Annotated in this window: 20 protein-coding genes and 1 pseudogene; 8 read left to right on the forward strand and 13 right to left on the reverse strand. The window is 71.6% G+C overall.

What is annotated here, in order from left to right; genetic code table 11:
• The first annotated feature begins 215 nt into the window (after positions 1-215).
• On the forward strand, positions 216-1,430 hold the full coding sequence (locus tag CV755_RS25770; RefSeq protein WP_109282651.1) for a PP2C family protein-serine/threonine phosphatase: 1,215 nt from the start codon (positions 216-218) through the stop codon (positions 1,428-1,430).
• A 24-nt stretch (positions 1,431-1,454) separates the two neighbouring features.
• On the opposite strand, the gene CV755_RS25775 is transcribed toward CV755_RS25770, so the two are convergent.
• The 5 genes from CV755_RS25775 to CV755_RS25795 form a co-directional block, all read right to left on the reverse strand.
• Positions 1,455-1,793: a DUF2516 family protein gene (locus CV755_RS25775; RefSeq protein ID WP_109283520.1), complete on the reverse strand. Its 339-nt coding sequence runs from the start codon at positions 1,791-1,793 to the stop codon at positions 1,455-1,457.
• Positions 1,794-1,945: 152 nt separating this feature from the next.
• Positions 1,946-2,503: a hypothetical protein gene (locus CV755_RS25780; RefSeq protein WP_109282652.1), complete on the reverse strand. Its 558-nt coding sequence runs from the start codon at positions 2,501-2,503 to the stop codon at positions 1,946-1,948.
• A 21-nt stretch (positions 2,504-2,524) separates the two neighbouring features.
• On the reverse strand, positions 2,525-2,902 hold the full coding sequence (locus CV755_RS25785) for a helix-turn-helix domain-containing protein (RefSeq protein WP_109282653.1): 378 nt from the start codon (positions 2,900-2,902) through the stop codon (positions 2,525-2,527).
• Between the two features lie 117 nt (positions 2,903-3,019).
• The gene (locus CV755_RS25790) at positions 3,020-3,418 is read right to left on the reverse strand and encodes a hypothetical protein (protein ID WP_109282654.1); all 399 of its coding nucleotides are present in this window, start codon (positions 3,416-3,418) and stop codon (positions 3,020-3,022) included.
• Positions 3,419-3,560: 142 nt separating this feature from the next.
• Positions 3,561-4,046 carry a hypothetical protein gene (locus CV755_RS25795; protein WP_109282655.1) on the reverse strand — a complete coding sequence of 162 codons (486 nt, stop codon included), beginning with the start codon at positions 4,044-4,046 and terminating at the stop codon, positions 3,561-3,563.
• An 11-nt stretch (positions 4,047-4,057) separates the two neighbouring features.
• On the opposite strand from CV755_RS25795, the gene CV755_RS25800 reads away from it, so the two are divergent.
• Positions 4,058-4,564 carry a hypothetical protein gene (locus CV755_RS25800; RefSeq protein WP_193553477.1) on the forward strand — a complete coding sequence of 169 codons (507 nt, stop codon included), beginning with the start codon at positions 4,058-4,060 and terminating at the stop codon, positions 4,562-4,564.
• A gap of 29 nt (positions 4,565-4,593) precedes the next feature.
• Here CV755_RS25800 and CV755_RS25805 read toward each other — a convergent pair whose 3' ends face one another.
• On the reverse strand, positions 4,594-5,490 hold the full coding sequence (locus CV755_RS25805; RefSeq protein WP_109282656.1) for an RNA polymerase sigma-70 factor: 897 nt from the start codon (positions 5,488-5,490) through the stop codon (positions 4,594-4,596).
• Between the two features lie 195 nt (positions 5,491-5,685).
• Between CV755_RS25805 and CV755_RS25810 the strand changes: the two genes are divergently transcribed.
• Positions 5,686-6,168, forward strand: a complete 483-nt coding sequence (locus CV755_RS25810) for a carboxymuconolactone decarboxylase family protein (protein ID WP_109282657.1) — start codon at positions 5,686-5,688, stop codon at positions 6,166-6,168.
• A gap of 148 nt (positions 6,169-6,316) precedes the next feature.
• Here the strand turns inward: CV755_RS25810 and CV755_RS25815 are convergent.
• Positions 6,317-7,613, reverse strand: a pseudogene (locus CV755_RS25815) (MFS transporter).
• Here CV755_RS25815 and CV755_RS36350 point away from each other — a divergent pair.
• A complete protein-coding gene (locus tag CV755_RS36350) occupies positions 7,518-7,886 on the forward strand; it encodes a winged helix-turn-helix transcriptional regulator (protein ID WP_241561474.1) in 369 nt (122 codons plus the stop codon). The pseudogene CV755_RS25815 and the gene CV755_RS36350 overlap by 96 nt on opposite strands.
• Before the next feature lie 119 nt (positions 7,887-8,005).
• Here the strand turns inward: CV755_RS36350 and CV755_RS25820 are convergent, their stop codons facing one another.
• Positions 8,006-8,668, reverse strand: a complete 663-nt coding sequence (locus tag CV755_RS25820; RefSeq protein ID WP_109282658.1) for an FMN-dependent NADH-azoreductase — start codon at positions 8,666-8,668, stop codon at positions 8,006-8,008.
• A gap of 108 nt (positions 8,669-8,776) precedes the next feature.
• Between CV755_RS25820 and CV755_RS25825 the strand changes: the two genes are divergently transcribed.
• Positions 8,777-9,148 carry a winged helix-turn-helix transcriptional regulator gene (locus tag CV755_RS25825; protein WP_109282659.1) on the forward strand — a complete coding sequence of 124 codons (372 nt, stop codon included), beginning with the start codon at positions 8,777-8,779 and terminating at the stop codon, positions 9,146-9,148.
• 11 nt (positions 9,149-9,159) lie between these two features.
• Here the strand turns inward: CV755_RS25825 and CV755_RS25830 are convergent, their stop codons facing one another.
• Positions 9,160-9,573, reverse strand: coding sequence for a DUF3592 domain-containing protein (locus tag CV755_RS25830; RefSeq protein WP_109282660.1), 414 nt, complete (start codon positions 9,571-9,573; stop codon positions 9,160-9,162).
• Positions 9,574-9,629: 56 nt separating this feature from the next.
• A complete protein-coding gene (locus CV755_RS25835; RefSeq protein WP_109282661.1) occupies positions 9,630-10,541 on the reverse strand; it encodes a sigma-70 family RNA polymerase sigma factor in 912 nt (303 codons plus the stop codon).
• A gap of 78 nt (positions 10,542-10,619) precedes the next feature.
• Here CV755_RS25835 and CV755_RS25840 point away from each other — a divergent pair, with 78 nt between their 5' ends.
• The 3 genes from CV755_RS25840 (at position 10,620) to CV755_RS25855 (ending at position 13,356) form a co-directional block, all read left to right on the forward strand.
• Positions 10,620-11,348 carry an FMN-dependent NADH-azoreductase gene (locus CV755_RS25840; protein ID WP_109282662.1) on the forward strand — a complete coding sequence of 243 codons (729 nt, stop codon included), beginning with the start codon at positions 10,620-10,622 and terminating at the stop codon, positions 11,346-11,348.
• A gap of 173 nt (positions 11,349-11,521) precedes the next feature.
• On the forward strand, positions 11,522-11,860 hold the full coding sequence (locus CV755_RS25850; RefSeq protein WP_109282663.1) for a deoxyxylulose-5-phosphate synthase: 339 nt from the start codon (positions 11,522-11,524) through the stop codon (positions 11,858-11,860).
• Positions 11,861-11,961: 101 nt separating this feature from the next.
• Entirely contained in the window at positions 11,962-13,356 is a 1,395-nt protein-coding gene (locus CV755_RS25855; RefSeq protein ID WP_109282664.1) for a DHA2 family efflux MFS transporter permease subunit, read from the forward strand.
• 49 nt (positions 13,357-13,405) lie between these two features.
• Here the strand turns inward: CV755_RS25855 and CV755_RS25860 are convergent, their stop codons facing one another.
• The 3 genes from CV755_RS25860 to CV755_RS25870 form a co-directional block, all read right to left on the reverse strand.
• A complete protein-coding gene (locus CV755_RS25860) occupies positions 13,406-14,002 on the reverse strand; it encodes an NADPH-dependent FMN reductase (RefSeq protein WP_109282665.1) in 597 nt (198 codons plus the stop codon).
• A gap of 122 nt (positions 14,003-14,124) precedes the next feature.
• Positions 14,125-15,360: a GNAT family N-acetyltransferase gene (locus CV755_RS25865; RefSeq protein WP_109282666.1), complete on the reverse strand. Its 1,236-nt coding sequence runs from the start codon at positions 15,358-15,360 to the stop codon at positions 14,125-14,127.
• Positions 15,361-15,562: 202 nt separating this feature from the next.
• Positions 15,563-16,141 carry an RsiG family protein gene (locus CV755_RS25870; protein WP_109282667.1) on the reverse strand — a complete coding sequence of 193 codons (579 nt, stop codon included), beginning with the start codon at positions 16,139-16,141 and terminating at the stop codon, positions 15,563-15,565.
• Positions 16,142-16,160: the final 19 nt, after the last annotated feature.

Genomic DNA, 16,160 nt, shown 5'->3' on the forward strand with positions numbered 1-16,160 from the left:
GGGCGTGACCTTTGTCATGCCTGGCTTTATCCCGCCCTGCCCCAAAAGCGCGTTTGGCGACGGCATATGACAGAGGCGGGTGGCTCCGTACCATTCCGTTGGCCCTGGCCTGCCCGCTAGGGTCACGTCCGGTGCCGCTGCAAGCGCGGTGCCGCCCTCGGGGGGTTGAGGGTCCCTCCCGGCAACAGCCGGGGGAGGAAGGAAATAACGACGTGATGCCCGTATCCGTGCCGCGGCCCGTGGAGCGGACCGCCGCACTGCCCGACGGCGGGCTGACCCTGCTGGTGATCGAGAACGACCCGGCCGGCTCGCTGTCCATGCCGGATGTGGCGGAGCTGACCTCCGCCTCCGGCAAGCCGGTCCGTATCCGCACGGCCCGCAATCTCACCGAGGCCGAGCGCCTGCTCACCTCGGACGTCCAGTGCATCCTGCTGGACCTGGCGCTGCCCGCCGAGGACGGCGCCACCGACGAGCTGGCCACCCTGCGCCAGGTGCTGCGGCTGGCCCCGCGCCAGGCCGTGGTGGCCCTCACCGCCGAGGGCGACGCCGAACGCGGCGCCGAGGCGGTCCGGGTCGGTGCCCAGGACTACCTCTTCCGGGACGGGCTGGACGGCCCGGTGCTCAGCCGCGCCATCCGCTACGCGGTGGAGCGCAAGCGCGCCGACTGCGCCCAGCGCCAGCTCACCGAGTCCTTTCTGCGCGCCCAGGAGAACGCCCGCCTGGAGCGCGGGCTGCTGCCCACCCCGCTGCTGGCCGGGTCCGAGCTGCGCTTCGCCGCCCGCTACCGGCCGGGCCGCAGCCGCGCCCTGCTGGGCGGTGACTTCTACGACACCGTACGGACCCCCGACGGCACCGTGCACGCCATGATCGGCGACGTCTGCGGTCATGGCCCCGACGAGGCGGCGCTGGGCGTCGAACTGCGCATCGCCTGGCGCACCCTGACCCTGGCCGGGCTCTCCGGCGACCGGCTGCTGAACACCCTCCAGCAGGTGCTGGAACACGAGCGCGCGGACGAGGAGATCTTCGCGACCCTGTGCACCGTGGACATCGCCCCCGACGGCCGCTCGGCCGCCCTGCGGCTGGCCGGCCACCCGGCCCCGCTGCTGGCCGCCGCCGGGGCGCCGCCCCGCCTGCTGCCCCAGCACGGCGGCCCGGCGCTGGGGCTGCTGCCGGGGACCCACTGGCCCTGCCTGGATGTCCAACTCGGCGAGCGCTGGAGCCTGATGCTCTACACCGACGGCCTGATCGAGGGCCGGGTCGGCGAGGACGCCCGGCGGCTGGGCCAGGAGGGCATGGTGGAGATGATTGCCCGTCAGCTCAAGGAGGGGCTGCACGGGGAGGCGCTGCTGGACGCGGCGGTCGCCGAGGTGCACGCCCTCAACGGCGGGGAGTTGACCGACGATCTGGCCATGGTCCTGCTGGACCGCTGACCGGCGGCAGAGGCAACTCCCGCCTCAGCGGCCGCCGTTGTACGGCCCATAGGGGCCGTCCGAGCTGGAGCCGCGCCGCCGCGGGCCGCGCCCGGTCACCTGCCGGAGCGCGGGCCGTACGTCCACGAAGTAGACGATGGCCGCGATCAGGCCGAGGATCGGCAGGAAGTTCAGAATGCCGAAGAAGAGGTGCACCGCCACCGCGATGCCCAGCACGATCAGCCAGAAGCCCTTGTTCTGCTTGTCGGCGGCCCGGTAGGCGTCCGCCCGGCGGGTGGCGGCGTCGATAAAGGCCACCAGCGTGAACACGAGCAGCCCGATGGAGATGAAGTACAGAATCTGGCCGAAGCCTTCCACCAGCATGCCGCCCACCTCTTGTCCGTCTGGTGACGTTCCCGTCCGATGACGTTGGCGCGTAGTCAGCCCCTGCTGCCCACCGTACCGGGAGAACGGTCCGGACACGGCTGGGGTGCCCGGACCGTTTCCGTCCGTTACCGCTCCACGGCCCGGCCGCCTTACTGCTCCTTGGACTCCGCCCGCTTGGCGGCCGGCTTGCGGGCCGCGGTCTTACGGGCGGCCGGCTTGGCGTCCTCCCCGGACCCGGACCCGGACTCGGACCCGTCCTCGGCCTTGGACCCCGACGCCGACCCCGGCTCGGTGGCCACCGGGATCTCCGAGGCGGGCGCGGCCTGCTCGCCCTTCCAGGTCTTCACGGCCTCCCGGCCGCGCTCGGCCAGCTTGTCCCGGGTCTCCCCGGCCTTGGCCACATAGCCCACGGCCGCCCCGACCCCCTGCAGCGCCAGGTCCTGCACCTGCTGGCTCAGCTTCTTCAGATCGGTGTCCATGCTGCCCGCGAGCCGGCTCGCCTTGCCGCTGAGCTGCGCCTGGGCCTCCTTGGCCCCCTTGCTCACCCGCTGTCCCAGCTCCTTGGGGTCCGTCCGGCGCAGCTGCTCCAGCCGGCCGGGCGCCTCGGCGACCAGCTGCCCGAGCTTCTCGGCCGCGAGGTCCGCGGCCCCGGCCGCGGCATAGGCGGTGTCAATGGTCGCCTTGCGGATGTCCTGAGTGATCGCCATGGCGGGTTCTCCCGTCTGTTGTCAGCTGGAAGGTTTGCTGTCGTCATCCCTGGGGAGCCCGTTCTCCCTGCGGAAGGACTCGTAGATCTCGAGCAGCACCTGCTTCTGCCGCTCGTTGATCGAGGGGTCGGCGAGGATCACGCTGCGTACCTCCGCCTCCCCCCGGTCCCGCTCATCGAGGATTCCGGCCTGCACATAGAGCGTCTCCGCCGAGATCCGCAGCGCCTTGGCGATCTGCTGGAGGATCTCGGCGCTCGGCTTGCGCAGACCGCGCTCGATCTGACTGAGGTACGGGTTGGACACTCCTGCCGCATCGGCGAGTTGACGCAAGGTCAGCTGCGCATTGCGCCGCTGCTCACGCAAATACTCGCCGAGATTGCCGACGTTGAGTGATGCCATGGGTGCGATGCTGCCGCACCTTGCTAACTTTTGCAAGCGAATGCTTGCAGGAGTTCTGGCGGGGTATACGCCTTGATGTGACCGGCAGCGATATCTGTCATCTCGCAGAGGTATCTGTCACTGCGAGCCTGAATCGGCGGCCATCCGTTCCATCCACTCGCGCACGGTCACTGCTCGCTCGATGCGGAGGACGACGTCCTTCTTGGACGCTGTGTCCAGGGTCTCCGGGATCTTGTCGAAGGTGCCGGGCAGGACGTCGAGCAAGCCCCAGATCTGTTCACCGGTGCTGACGGTCAGCAGCTGCTGACACCTCCACTGAAACGGCATCTCGGGTCGGTGGGTGAGCCGTTGCACGAGCGTCGGGAACAGGTAGTGCGTCGCGTCTGCAGCGAGGTTCTCTCGCAGCCAGTCGACCGGGAGCCGCTGGCTGAAGCTGTGCATGGCAGCCTCCTGAGCCAGGTCCAGGAGCTGAGCGGTGTCGACGGCTCGGACGGTGCGGGGAAGGGGTGGGGTCATGTCGCGATGATGCCAAGAAGCCCTCGCGGCGCTGAGAGATCGACGACCGGGCCTGGATGCGATCTTCCGACACGGGCAGCCCGGCCGTGATTCCGAACCCGTCGTCGTACTCGTCGAGGCGGTCTGCTCGCAGCCTCGTGGGTCAGCTCGGGTCTTTCGAGGCGGGGCGCCACTCATGGGGTTGTTGGCGGTAGCTGTTCATCGCGCCCGGCGTGGGGCGTTGGTGCCTCGCGAGGATGATCCTCAGGGGTGGTGAGCTTCTGTGGGAGTTGCGCAGCGTATCGCCGACGTCCTGTTCAGGTCCTTGGATTACTTGCAACCGAGGTTGGATCGGCGCGACGAGCTCCAGCGCCTGCTGGTCTGTGCTCTTCAGGATCCTGTGCGCGATGGCCGTCACGGCAGCGTAGGCGGCGGAGTTGGCTGCTGGGCTGGTCAGGGTGTGCAAGTGGTAGAAGTGCTTGTGCCGTTCGGCCAGAGCGGCTCTTTGCTGGTGTCGGCGTGCGACGTTCTGATCCAGGATTTCAGCGTGCTCGTCGCTCGGCGCGAGACTTCGGACCGCCGGCCATGTCAGCAGGACGAGGCTGGCGACGTTGTGCAGGTCGATGAAGTGCTGGCTGGTGTTGATCATCCAGCCGACGCTTGCCGTCTGACATCGACGCCGAGCTGCGGCAAAAGATCGCCCAGCTCGCCGAATACCGCCGCCGGATCGCCCAACTGGCGAGCGGTGAAGGGCTGTTGCTCCCTCCCGAGGTGGTCGGCCTCCTGGAGCGGATGCGCGCGCTCGGGATCAGTGAACGGCGGGTACGGCTCGAACGTGACTCCTGGATCCTGCTGCGAGCCCTGGACCCGCGGTCCATACCGCGAAGAGTCAGGGAGAAGCACGCGGACCTGGACGACCCCGGGACCAGGCGCCTCTACCTTGCCTGTGACCAGTCGGTGGACTGGGATCCGGACGATCCCCGCGTGGACCGGCTCATCGATGACCTGGACGCCTGGGAGACGGCCCGGCGGCGGGACGGCGACCGGGCGGAATTCCTGGAGCTGGTCTCCGCCCGGATCTCCGAGACCTCACCGGCCTGGCAGCGCGTCATCGAGGCGCTCGCCCACCGCGCCGAGCGGCGCCGGGCCGCCGGCCGCGAGGGCTGAAAGCCTGACGGGCCCGAGGACTTGAGGGCTCAGCGGCGCAGGGCCGTCTCCCGTCGCATATGCGAGAGCTTCTCCGGGTTGCGCACCGCGTAGAGCCCGGTGATCAGGCCGTCGTCCAGGCGCACCGCCACCACCGTGTCCAGCTCGCCGTCGAGCCGGATCGTCAGTGCCGGGTGGCCATTGACCTGGGCCGGGCTCATCGAGAGGGCCGCGCCGGCCTTGCCCAGCCCGCCGATCAGCAGCCGGGCCACCTTGTCGGCCCCCACCACCGGCCGCAGCACGGCCTGCTTGACCCCGCCGCCGTCGCCCATCAGCACCACATCCGGCGCCAGGATGTCCAGCAGGCCCTGGAGATCGCCGGTTTCGGCCGCCCGCCGGAAGGCGTCGAGTGCCAGCTGGGTCTCGGTCCGGGAAACGGCCCCGCGCGGGCGGCGCGCCGCGACATGGGACCGGGCCCGGTGCGCGATCTGGCGGACCGCGGCCGGGCTCTTGTCCACGGCCTCGGCGATCTCCTCATAGCCGAGGTCGAAGACCTCACGCAGGACGAACACCGCCCGCTCCACCGGCGCCAGGGTCTCCAGCACCAGCAGCATGGCCATGGAGACGCTGTCCGCCAGCTCCACGTCCTCGGCCACATCCGGCGCGGTCAGCAGGGGCTCGGGCAGCCAGGAGCCGACATAGGACTCCCGGCGGCGGCCGAGGGTACGCAGCCGGCTCAGCGCCTGCCGGGTGGTGATCCGGACCAGGTACGCCCGCTGGTCCCGTACCGTCCCGAGATCGACGCCCGCCCAGCGCAGCCAGGTCTCCTGCAGTACGTCCTCGGCGTCGGCGGCCGAGCCGAGCAGCTCGTAGGCGACGGTGAACAGCAGATTGCGATGGGCGACAAACGCCTCGGTGGCGGGGTCGGTGTGTTCCGTGTGCTCCATGTGCCTGTTCTCCACCGGCTGCTCCCGCCTGTTCGTCTTCGAGGTTGCCACGCGCACAGGACGCCGGTCCCGGCGGCTTTGTGACACCCCCGGGTGGTGGTTCACCTCACACCGCCACCCCGTCACAGCGGGCGGGCCGTCGGCATCTTGTGGTCGTTCACCGCACGGACCACGAGTGAGGATGAGGACCAGATCATGGACGTCCGCTTCAACCTGTTCGAGAACGAGTTCGGCGTCAAGTTCACCAAGCGGTTCGCCGCGGCGGGCCAGTTGATCCACCAGTCATCGCTGCCGAAGAGCACCCAGGAGCTGGTGTCGCTGCGCGTCAGCCAGATCAATGGCTGTGGCTGGTGCATCGACGTCCACACCAAGGAGGCCATGGCCGCCGGGGAGAGCGCGGTCCGGCTCCATCTGGTCGCCGCCTGGCGGGAGTCCACCGTCTTCACCGAGGCCGAGCGGGCCGCGCTGGCGCTCGCCGAGGAGGGCACCCGGCTCGCCGACGTCCACCAGGGCGTGTCCGACGAGACCTGGGCCCGGGTGCGCGAGCACTACGACGACGACCGGATCGCGGCGCTGGTCTCCCTGGTCGCCCTGGTCAACGCGGCCAACCGGCTGGCGGTGATCGTCCACCAGCGGGGTGGCTCCTATGAGCTCGGGATGTTTGCCAAGTTCCAGTAACCGCAGGCGGTTGGCCGGTAGCGCCCTGCCTGACCCAATCCGCCGTGGCACACGGTGGATTGGGCTGGGCGGTGTCTGACGGCTGCTGGGCCGTGCCATCGCTGGGTTCCGTTCCTCCGGTGAGCGGCCCCATGCCCTCCATCACATGTCACGTGCGGGCCGTCTGGGGCTGGTCGCGCAGTTTCCCGCGCCCCTTACGGGGCCCCGCTTGCCCGGCGCCGGGGCGTTGCCCGGACGGGGTGCGCAGTACGGCCGTGGCCACCACCAGCGCGTCGAGGACCAGGCAGGCGGCGGCCCGGAAGGCGAGCCGGTAGCCGCCGGTCAGCGCGTCCGCCGGGGAGGCGCCGCCGGCCGACAGGGCGTGAGTACGGCAGACGGCGAGCGTGCTCAGGGCCGCGAGGCCCAGTGAACTGCCCACCTGCTGCACGGTGTTGAACATGCCGGAGGCCAGCCCCGAGTCCTGCGGGGTCGCTGCCGACATGGCCAGTCCCGCGAGGGAGGGCATCGCCAGGCCGAAACCGATGCCCAGCGGCAGGGTCGCGGGGAAGACATCGGTGAAGTAGGCCCCGTCCGCCGGTAGTTGCCCCAGGATGCCCAGCCCCGAGGCGATCAGGACAAGGGCGGCCGACAGGACGGCCCGGGCGCCGAACCGGCCGATGAGGCGCGGTGCGAGCAGCAATGACATGCCGCCGATCAGCAGCGAGGGCGCCCACGACATTGCGGGACCTGAACATCCGGGGCGGCAGGAGGGGATCTCCGGCCTTCGCCTGTCGTACGCCGAAGGCCGCGAGCAGCGTGAGGGCGCCGAGTCCCAGGCCGCAGGTGCGCGGGGAGCCGAAGCCGTGGTCCGTCGCCCGGACGATGGTGAACACGGCCGGCATCAGGGCGGCCGTGACCAGCACGGCGCCCAACGCGTCGGTGCCGTGGCCTTGGCGGGCACCGCTTTCCGGGGCCAGGACGCGGCGGGCCACCACAATGGCCGCCGTGCCGATCGGCACATTGACGAAGAAGATCCAGTGCCAGCTCATGGTCTCGGTCAGCACCCCGCCCAGCAGCAGGCCCAGCGCGCCGCCGGCGGACTGCACAAAGCCCTAGACGCCGATCGCCCGGGCTCGTTCCGCCGGTTCGGCGAACAGGGTCACCACCATGGCCGGCGTGACGGACGAGGTCACCGCCCCGCCCACGCCCTGGAAGAAGCGGGCGATCAGCAACAGGGCCGGGCGCTGGGCGAGTCCGCACAGCAGTGAGGCCGCGGTGAACACGGTCAGACCGGTGAGAAAGACCCGTTTGCGGCCGAAGAGATCGCCGAGCCGCCCGGCGAGCAGCAGCAGGCCGCCGAAGGGGATCAGATAGGCGTTGATCACCCAGCCCAGGTCCGGCTGCGAGAACCCCAGGACCGGGTGGCGGGCAAATGGGCCATCGGCATCCTGGTCGCCGCGGCCCAGGGCCCGGTGCGCTTCAGCGAGTTGGAGCGCCGTATCGAGGGCATCAGCCGCCGCATGCTCACCCTGAACCTGCGCAAACTGGAACGCGAGGGGCTGCTGGTGCGTACGGTCTATCCGACCGTTCCGCCCAAGGTGGAGTACACCTGCACGGAGATGGCGCTCGAACTGCACGAGACCCTGTTGTCCCTGGTCTCCTGGGCCGGGAGGCACAGCGCCGATATCGCCCGCGCCCATGCGGCTTATGACGCGGGACGGGCGTCAGCATCCGCCTGAGGTCTGCCCTGGTCGCCAGGGGCGCACTGGCGGCCGGATGCCTGGCGGGCCTGCCGGGCCGAGCGGGCCGGAGGTGAGGGCGGCGGTGGTCGTCTTCCGGTGCCGCCCTCGTCATCGGCTCAGACGGCCTGGGTGACGGCCAGCCGCCGGGCGAGGTCGCGGCCCTTGTCCGCCGCCTCCGCAAGGGCCTTGGCACGGGACGCCTCGGCCAGCGGGATCAGTTCGGCCATGGCCGGGTTGGTGGCGGCCAGGGTCAGTTCGGGGACGATGAAGTCCACGTCCATGGCCAGCATGTCCGTCAGCGCGGCCCGCAGGTAGTTCTGGACGTACTCGAAGCCCTCGCGCGGGGTGCCGGGTGCATAGGAGCCGCCACGGCTGGCGACCACGGTGACCGGGGTGCCCTTGGTGGTGGCCTCCGGGCCGGTGGTGCGGCCCATCAGGATCACCTGGTCCAGCCACGCCTTGAGGGTGGAGGGGATGGTGAAGTTGTACATCGGGGCGCCGATCAGCACCGCGTCGGCCTGCTCCAGCTCCTCGATCAGCTTCAGCCGCCCGGCGAAGGCGGCCGCCTGCTCCGGGGTGTGGGTGGCCGGGTCGGCGAAGGCGGCCGAGGCGGCCAGGCCGTCCAGGTGCGGAACCGGGTTCGCGGACAGGTCGCGGTAGATCACCGTGCCCTGCGGGTGCTCCTCCTCCCAGGACTGGCGGAAGGCGGCGGTCACCGCACGCGAGGCGGAGGCCGAGGCGGGGAACAGGGACGAGTCCAGGTGCAGCAGCGTGGCCATGGGGATCTCCGTGAACAAGAGAAGGGGCAGTTGATTAGTGCGCAACTATTGATAGCACAGGTACTTACTTTTTTTCACCACCATACGGGAAGGGAGTACCCTGGGCGCATGGCAGACGGCGCGGCGCACGACGAAGAAACGTGCAAGAAGGTCGATTCCGGGATCACCCGCGTCTTCCAGCTGCTCGGCAAGCGCTGGACCGGAATGGTGGTGGCCGCGCTGCTGGACCGTCCGGCGTACTTCACCGACCTGCGCCGGGCCGTCCCAGGTATCAGTGAGCGCATGCTCTCCGACCGGCTCACCGAGCTCGGCGCCACCGGTCTGGTGCTGCGCGAGGTGGACGAGGGCCCCCCGCTGCGGGTCTCCTACCGGCTGACCGAGGCCGGAGTCGCCCTGGAGCCCGCCCTCCGCGAACTGGGCCGGTGGGCGGAGCGGCATCTGCCCGAGGGCGGAGAGTGCCCCGAGCGGCTTCGCAGGTAAGGCCACGCCGCTCAGCGGGGCACGGCCAGCAGGGTCAGCCCGGCCAGTACCGCCGCCGCGCCCAGCGCCAGGAGGACATACTCCGGCCAGTACCGCTCCCGCCCGCGCACCAGCACATTGCGGGGATCGGCCGGGTCATAGGCGATCAGCACCTCCCGGCCGTCCGGCAGCGGATGTGACCGGCTGGACGGCACGGGGGAGAACACCTCCACGATCCGGCCGTCCTCGGTGGCGAACTGCAGCAGCGGCCGGGCCTCGCCCGGGAGGTCGTCCGGTCCGGCCGGGGGGTGGCGCACCAGGGCCCGGGCCGGTACGCCCACCCGGCGCAGCCGCCGGGACTCGCGGAGGCCGAAGGCCCCGGCGAGGTAGGCGAGCGCGCCGCCGAGCAGCAGGGGTGCGGTGCCTACCGCGATGACCGCCCACATGATGAGCCCCTCTCCGTCTTGACTGTCGGGCCCCGGCTTGAATGTGCCCCGCACACTCAGGGGGCCGGGACAGCCAGGTCCAGTGCTCGCAGCCGGGCCGGGTCGGCGATCACCCGGTAGCCGGTGATCCGCTCTCCCTCGAAGGTGAAGGTCAGCGCCAGCGCCAGACGCCCGTACGGGGCCACCACGGCGCCCACCGCCCCATCCACCAGCGCCGGTTCGGCGAAGCGCGCCCGGTGGCCGAAGGCCAGCACCCCCTGGGCCACCGCCCGCCGCCCACGGGCCATGACCGGCGCGCCCGCCGGTACGGCGGCGGCGTCGGAGTGGCGCACCACATCCGGGGCCAGCAGGGTCAGCAGGGCGGCCAGGTCGCCGCCCCGGGCGGCGCTGAGGAAGGCCGTCACCAGCCGCCGCTGCCGGTCCAGTTCGGCCGCGGGCAGGGCAGGGGTACGCCGGACCTTCGAACGGGCCCGGCTGGCAAGCTTTTTGGCGGCGACCGGGGTGCGGTCCACGATGGGGGCGATCTCCTCGAAGGGCACCGCGAAGAGGTCGTGCAGCACAAAGGCGACCCGCTCCGCGGGCCCCAGGGTCGCCAGCACCACCAGCAGCGCCCGCCCCACCGACTCGGCCAGCAGCGCCTCCTGTTCGGGGCCGGCCTCCTCCCCGGGCGGGTCCGGCAGCTGCCGCCCCGCCGGTTCCTCATGCCGTGCCGTACTGGAGCGCAGCATGTCCAGGCACACCCGGGAGACCACGGTACGCAGCCAGCCCGGCAGATTGCGCACCTCACCGGCGTCGGCCCGGCCGAGCCGGAGCCAGGTCTCCTGGACGGCGTCCTCGGCCTGGCTCAGCGAGCCCAGCATCCGGTAGGCCACCGCGCGCAGTTGACCGCGCTGCGCCTCAAAGCGCTCCGCCAGTGCGGACTGCGCTTCCGCCGCTGTCGTCGTTTCCGTCGCTTCCCTCGCCCCCATCGGTCACCTTTTCCCGCCCCGTACCGACAACCTGCTGACCCATCAAAGCGCCATCCCCGGGACAGGGAGCAAGCACACATGACCGACATCACAGCCCGGCAGGGATTCCTGCTGCACCTGGACTCCAGCGCCGACGCCGCCGAGGATTCCGTCACCCGGCAGCTCACCGCCGGGTTTGTCACCCACTGGCGGGCCCGGCACGGCGAGTCCGGCTACCGCTATCGCGATCTGGCCGCCGATCCGGTGCCGCCGCTGTCCCCGGCCTATGCCACCCTCGGCCGCCGGGTGGAGCGGCAGGGCGTGATCCCCATGGACCGGGTGGACCGGCTGGTCCGTGACCAGGCCGAGGAGCGGCAGTGGTCACTGACCCGCCCGCTGATCGACGAACTGCGCGGTGCGCACACGGTGTTGCTGGGCGTCCCCATGTACAACTTCACGGTGCCGGCCACGCTGAAGTCCTGGATCGACCGGGTGTCCTTCCCCGGCGCCTTCACCGACCCGGACAGCGGCCGGAGCGTGCTGGAGGGCACCCGGGTGGTGGCGGTGGTCGCCCGCGGCGGCGGATACGGCCCCGGCACGCCCCGCGAGCCGTACGACTTCCAAGTGCCCTACCTCCGGGCCTACTTCGGCAATCTCGGCGTGGCCGAGGAGAACCTCCACTTCGTCAAGGCCGAGCTGACCCGGGCCGGTGACATCCCGGCCCTGGCCCGCTTCCAGGACCTGGCGAAGCAGTCACTGGCCGCCGCCCATGCCGACCTCACCGCACTGGCCGCACCGGCGGCCGCGGTCCGAGCCGGTGGCCTGTGATGCGCTGAACTCCTCCCCGGCACCTGGCGCCGTACCGCCTGAAGCGGCTCCTGCTGAGCACCGGCGACGCCCATGGGGTCTGCGCCCAGGCCGGGTTCGTCCCGCACCCTGATCCGCGGAGCTTGATGATATTGAGCTGAGCGGGGTTCGCCGGCCCGCCTAGCCTGGGGCGTATGCCGCCCGCCAAACACCACTTTGTCTGCCTGCCTTGCCGGGCTTCCTTCAAGCAGCCCGGTCCCGGGCCTTATGACCGGGACCGGGTCTGCCCGCGCTGCGCCCGGGAGTTGATCCATGTCGGCCAGGCCTTCGCCGCACCCCGGCGCCGGGATGACCGGGCCTGGCGGGTGCTGACCGTGCTGTTGAACGCGGGCGTCCGCTTCCCCATGGGGTGTAGCGACGGGCCGGGCTACCGGCCGCGCACGCTGGGTGAGGTCAGGGAGCGGATGGCCCACGCCCGCGCGACGGGGGAACCGCTCGCCCAGGCGCTGGTGCGCGAGGAACTGCCGGACTGACCACAGCCGATGCCCGGGCCATGGCACCGGCAGCCCTTCAAAACCTATGTATATTAGGAATCGAGCTAGGAAGTCTAGCTTTGCGTTGAAGGGGGATTTCCATGTCCGCTCAGGCATCGACGGCCCCGGCCGGCAGACCCGGCCTGGACCGCTCGCTGACCCGGGTCGCGCTGATCCTGGTGCTCGGCGCCTTTGTGGCCCTGCTGGACACCACGGTCATCGGCGTCGCCGTGCATGCGCTGGGGCAGCGCTTCGGGGCCGGGCCGGCGGATGTTCAGTGGGCAACCACCGGTTATCTGCTGGCACTTGCCGCCGTGATCCCGGCCACCGGCTGGGCCGCCCAGCGGTTCGGGGCCACCCGGGCCTGGACCGGGTCGCTGGCGGTGCTGCTGGCCGGGTCGGTGCTGTGCGGGCTGGCCTGGTCGCTGGGCAGTCTGGTGGCCTTCCGGGTGGTGCAGGGGCTGGGCGCGGGCGGGCTGTTCCCGCTGTCCCGGCTGATCGTGGTGGAGGTGGCCGGCCGGGAGCGGATGGGCCGGATGATGGCGCTGATGGCGGTGCCCGCCGTGCTGGCACCGGTGGTCGGCCCGGTCGTGGGCGGCGTTCTGGTGCAGGAGCTGTCCTGGCGCTGGGTGTTCCTGCTGAACGTTCCCGTGCTGCTGGCGGCCATTGTGCTGACCCTGCGCTTCATCCCCGCCTCGCGCGGCTCCGCCGCCGAGCGGCTGGACGCCGCCGGACTGGTGGCGGTGAGCGGCGGACTGGCGCTGCTGCTCCATGGGCTGAGCCGGCTGGGAGGGCGGGCCCCGGCCTCGTCATGGGGCCTGCCGCTGCTGGCGGGGGCGGCCCTGCTGGCCGGGTACGGGCTGTGGACCGCCCGCGCGGCCCGGCCGGGCGTCATCCGGCTGGGACTGTTCCGGGACCGCGCCTTCGCGGTCTCCTGCGCACTGGCCTTCCTGGGCAACTTCGCGCTGTTCGCCGGGGCGTTCCTGGTGCCGCTGTTCTTCCAGCAGGACGCGGCCGAAGGAGCGCTGGGCGCCGGACTGGTGATGGCCCCGCAGGGGCTGGGCATGCTGGCCGCCGTACTGGTGGCCGGGCGGCTGATGGACTCCGGGCCCCCGGCCCGGACCATGGTGCTCGGCGGACTCGCCCTGGTGCTGGCCGGTACGCTCCCCTTCGCCCTGGTCCAACCGGGTTCCGGGCAGGGCCTGTTGGCGGTGGCGCTGTTCGTCCGGGGCATCGGCCTGACCTTCGCGATCTCCCCGACCATGAAGACCCTCTACCACTCGCTGCCCGCCGACCGGATGCCGGACGCCACCACGGCCAATGCCATCGGCCAGCAGCTGGGCGGCGCCCTGGGCACGGCGGTGGTGGCGGTGGTGCTCCAGCGGGTGCTCGACGGGGGCTCGGCGGCGGCGGGGTTCCATGCGGCGTTCTGGGTGACGGTGGGGTGCGTGGGGGCGGCCATGGTGGCCGCGCTCCGTCTGCCGCGGGAGGCGTGAACCCTCCGCCGCTGGCGGACGCGAGTCCCGTACGCCGGCGGCGGAGGGGTCAGCCGGCCATGTACGGCCGCGCCGCACGCGCCTCGCGCAGCGAGACCGCCCACCAACCGAGCTGGTCCAGCAGCGCCTTGGCCGCACCGGCCGCCGCGATGCCCGCCTCCTCGTCCAGATGACGGCCCTCCTCGTCGAACTTCCCCCAGGGGCCATGGAAGCTGACCGTCTCCCGGATGGTGACCGCGTGCACCTCGGAGAACACCGGCCGCAGATGCTCCACCGCACGCAGGCCGCCGGACAGCCCCCCATAGGAGACAAAGGCGACCGGCTTGGCCTGCCAGGGGTCGCGGTGCCAGTCGATCAGGGTCTTCACCGAGGCCGGGTAACTGTGGTTGTACTCGGGGGTGATGACGACAAACGCGTCCGCCCGCCGCAGCCGGGGAGTGACGGCAGCCAGCGCGGCCCGGTCCTCCTCGCCGGGGCTGGAGGAGAGGTTGGCGGGCAGCGGATGTTCGGCCAGGTCGATCACATCCACCTCGATCTCGGGACGCTGATCGGTGTGGTGGGCCAGCCACTTGGCGATGGTCGGGCCGAAACGGCCGTCACGGGTGGAGGCGAGGATGACGGCGAGGCGGTACGAGGAGTCCGACATGGGAGCGATCCTTTGGTCCAGGCGGTTGGTTCACTCATGATGCTGAACCCTCAACCAAGCTTGAGGTCAACTGTGATGCGGAATTCGTCGGTTCAGGGCTCGCCGGTTCAGAACTCGTCGGTTCAGAACTCGTCGGGGCACCAAGGGCGCCGGGCGGTACGCAGCAGCAGTTCCGCACGGGCGGCGGCGCCCGGCCGCTCCTCGGTGATCCGGCCCAGCGCGGCCAGCCGCACCGCGGAGCCGTCGCCCAGGCAGAGCGCGCCCAACTCGCCCACCGGAAGGGTGAGATCGGCCTCCCGGTTGGTGGGGGCGCAGTGTGCGCCGTCCGGTCCGGCGTCCAGCAGGAAGCGGCCGGCGGCCGGTCCCGCCGGGTCGGTCACCGCCAGCACCAGGGTGCCGGTGGTGGCATAGGTACGGGCCGCCAGCAGCCGGGGCACATCCAGGGGACGAACCCAGAGGTAGTCGGCGTGGGTGGTGACCCTGGCCGCCCGGGGGTCGGGCAGCAGATCGGGCAGCAGGTCGTCGGGGGCCCGGTAGCCGGTGCGGACGGTGCCGACCCAGTCAATGGTCAACAGATAGTGCCACAGGGCGCGTTCGGCGCGCGGGGTGACGGCGATCAGATCGCGGACGGTGAGAGTGTTCCGCGGACGCTTGGCGTCCCAGCGGTCGTCGGCGGCGTAGACCACCAGCCCTTCCGGCTCGCCGCCGGGGGAGAGGTAGAGAGCGTAGAACGGCCGCGTCCAGGTCCGGGCGGGGTGGTGCAGCTGCCCGGTGGCCTGCAGCCACCAGCGCTCCGGACGGCCGACCACGCCGGGACGGGAGGCGGCCAGCCGCCGGTGCAGCGCGGGCCCGTGCTTGCGTACCGCGTCGCCCTCCACCAGGGCCACCCGCCCGCCGCAGGACGGGCCCGAGTAGCGCCGGTCCAGGCCGGTGCGGTGGACGTCCACCTCCCACTCGGTGACCCAGGTGGCCGGGCCGAAGCCATAGCGGCCGTAGATGGGGTACTCGGCGGCGATCAGGGTGGCGGCGACATCGCCCCGGTCCCGGGCCTCCCGCAGGTCCTCGCCCAGCATCCGGCCCAGCAGGCCGCGGCGGCGGTGGGTGGGGGAGACGGTGACATTGGAGACCGCGCCCGCGGTGACCGAGGCGCCGCCGGGCAGGCTCAGTTGCTGGGTGAAGCTGCGGAGGGTCCCTACGCAGCGGTCGTCGTCGAAGACACCGCGGGTGCGGCGGAAATCGACGGTGGCCCGGCGGAAGGCGATGTCTTCCTCGGAGACCTCGGGGGAGGCCAGAAAGCCGGTGCGCAGGGCGCGTATCCACTCGGGGAGGTCGGGTTCGGTGATGGTGCGGACGTCCATCCCCGCACGGTAGGGGTGGGTTTGTGCGGCCGCACGCGAATTTCTTTGCTGCGGGGCCGCTTTGGGGTTTTGCCTGCGGCGGGCATCGCCCCGCCCTCCCCCAGCTACCGCTGGGAGGTGCCCCCAGCACCACCCGTTGCGCGGCAACGGAGAGGTTGCCCTTTCCGGTGGGGGGTTGCTCGCCGTCGGCGGCTTCCGGCTGTCAGGAGAGCAGGTCGTCCACCTGCGCCTCGCCCTCCCGGTAGCGGCGGGTGATCTCGGCGCCGCAGTCGTCTGCCGTCCGCTGCAACTGCCTGCGGCGGACGGATACCTGGCGCTCATAACCGGACAGCCGGACCAGACCCGCACGCAGCTCGGCATCGGTGCGGGCGGCCAGATCGGACAGCTCCACCTCGCCCAGCATGTCCTCGGCCAGCCGCCGGTACTCCTCGCGATGCGGGGTGCCCAGGGTCACATGACGGGCCGAGGAGCGGTGCTCGGAGGGGCCGTCCGCCAGGATCTCCGACAGCCGGTCCAGCAGCAGCCGGGGCGTGGCGGGCGCCTCCCGGCGGGCCAGTTCGGCGCGCAGGATGTCGATCCGGCCTTGCAGCAGGCGGCGGACATAGCTGAGGTCCGCCTCCTCCCGCTGGGCCTCCCGGCGCAGCGCGCGCAGCTCCGGCAGACCCAGTTCGCCCAGCGGCCGGACCGTGGCGTCGGCCAGCCGGCCGGAACGCTGGCTCGGCGGCCTGGCGGGCAGACTCTCCACGGTCTCCACCCTGTCCAATGCGTCGTGTGCGGTCATCCCGGCTCCGTCCCCTCAC

This window comes from Streptomyces orinoci (assembly GCF_003121295.1).
Lineage (GTDB): Bacteria > Actinomycetota > Actinomycetes > Streptomycetales > Streptomycetaceae > Streptomyces > Streptomyces orinoci.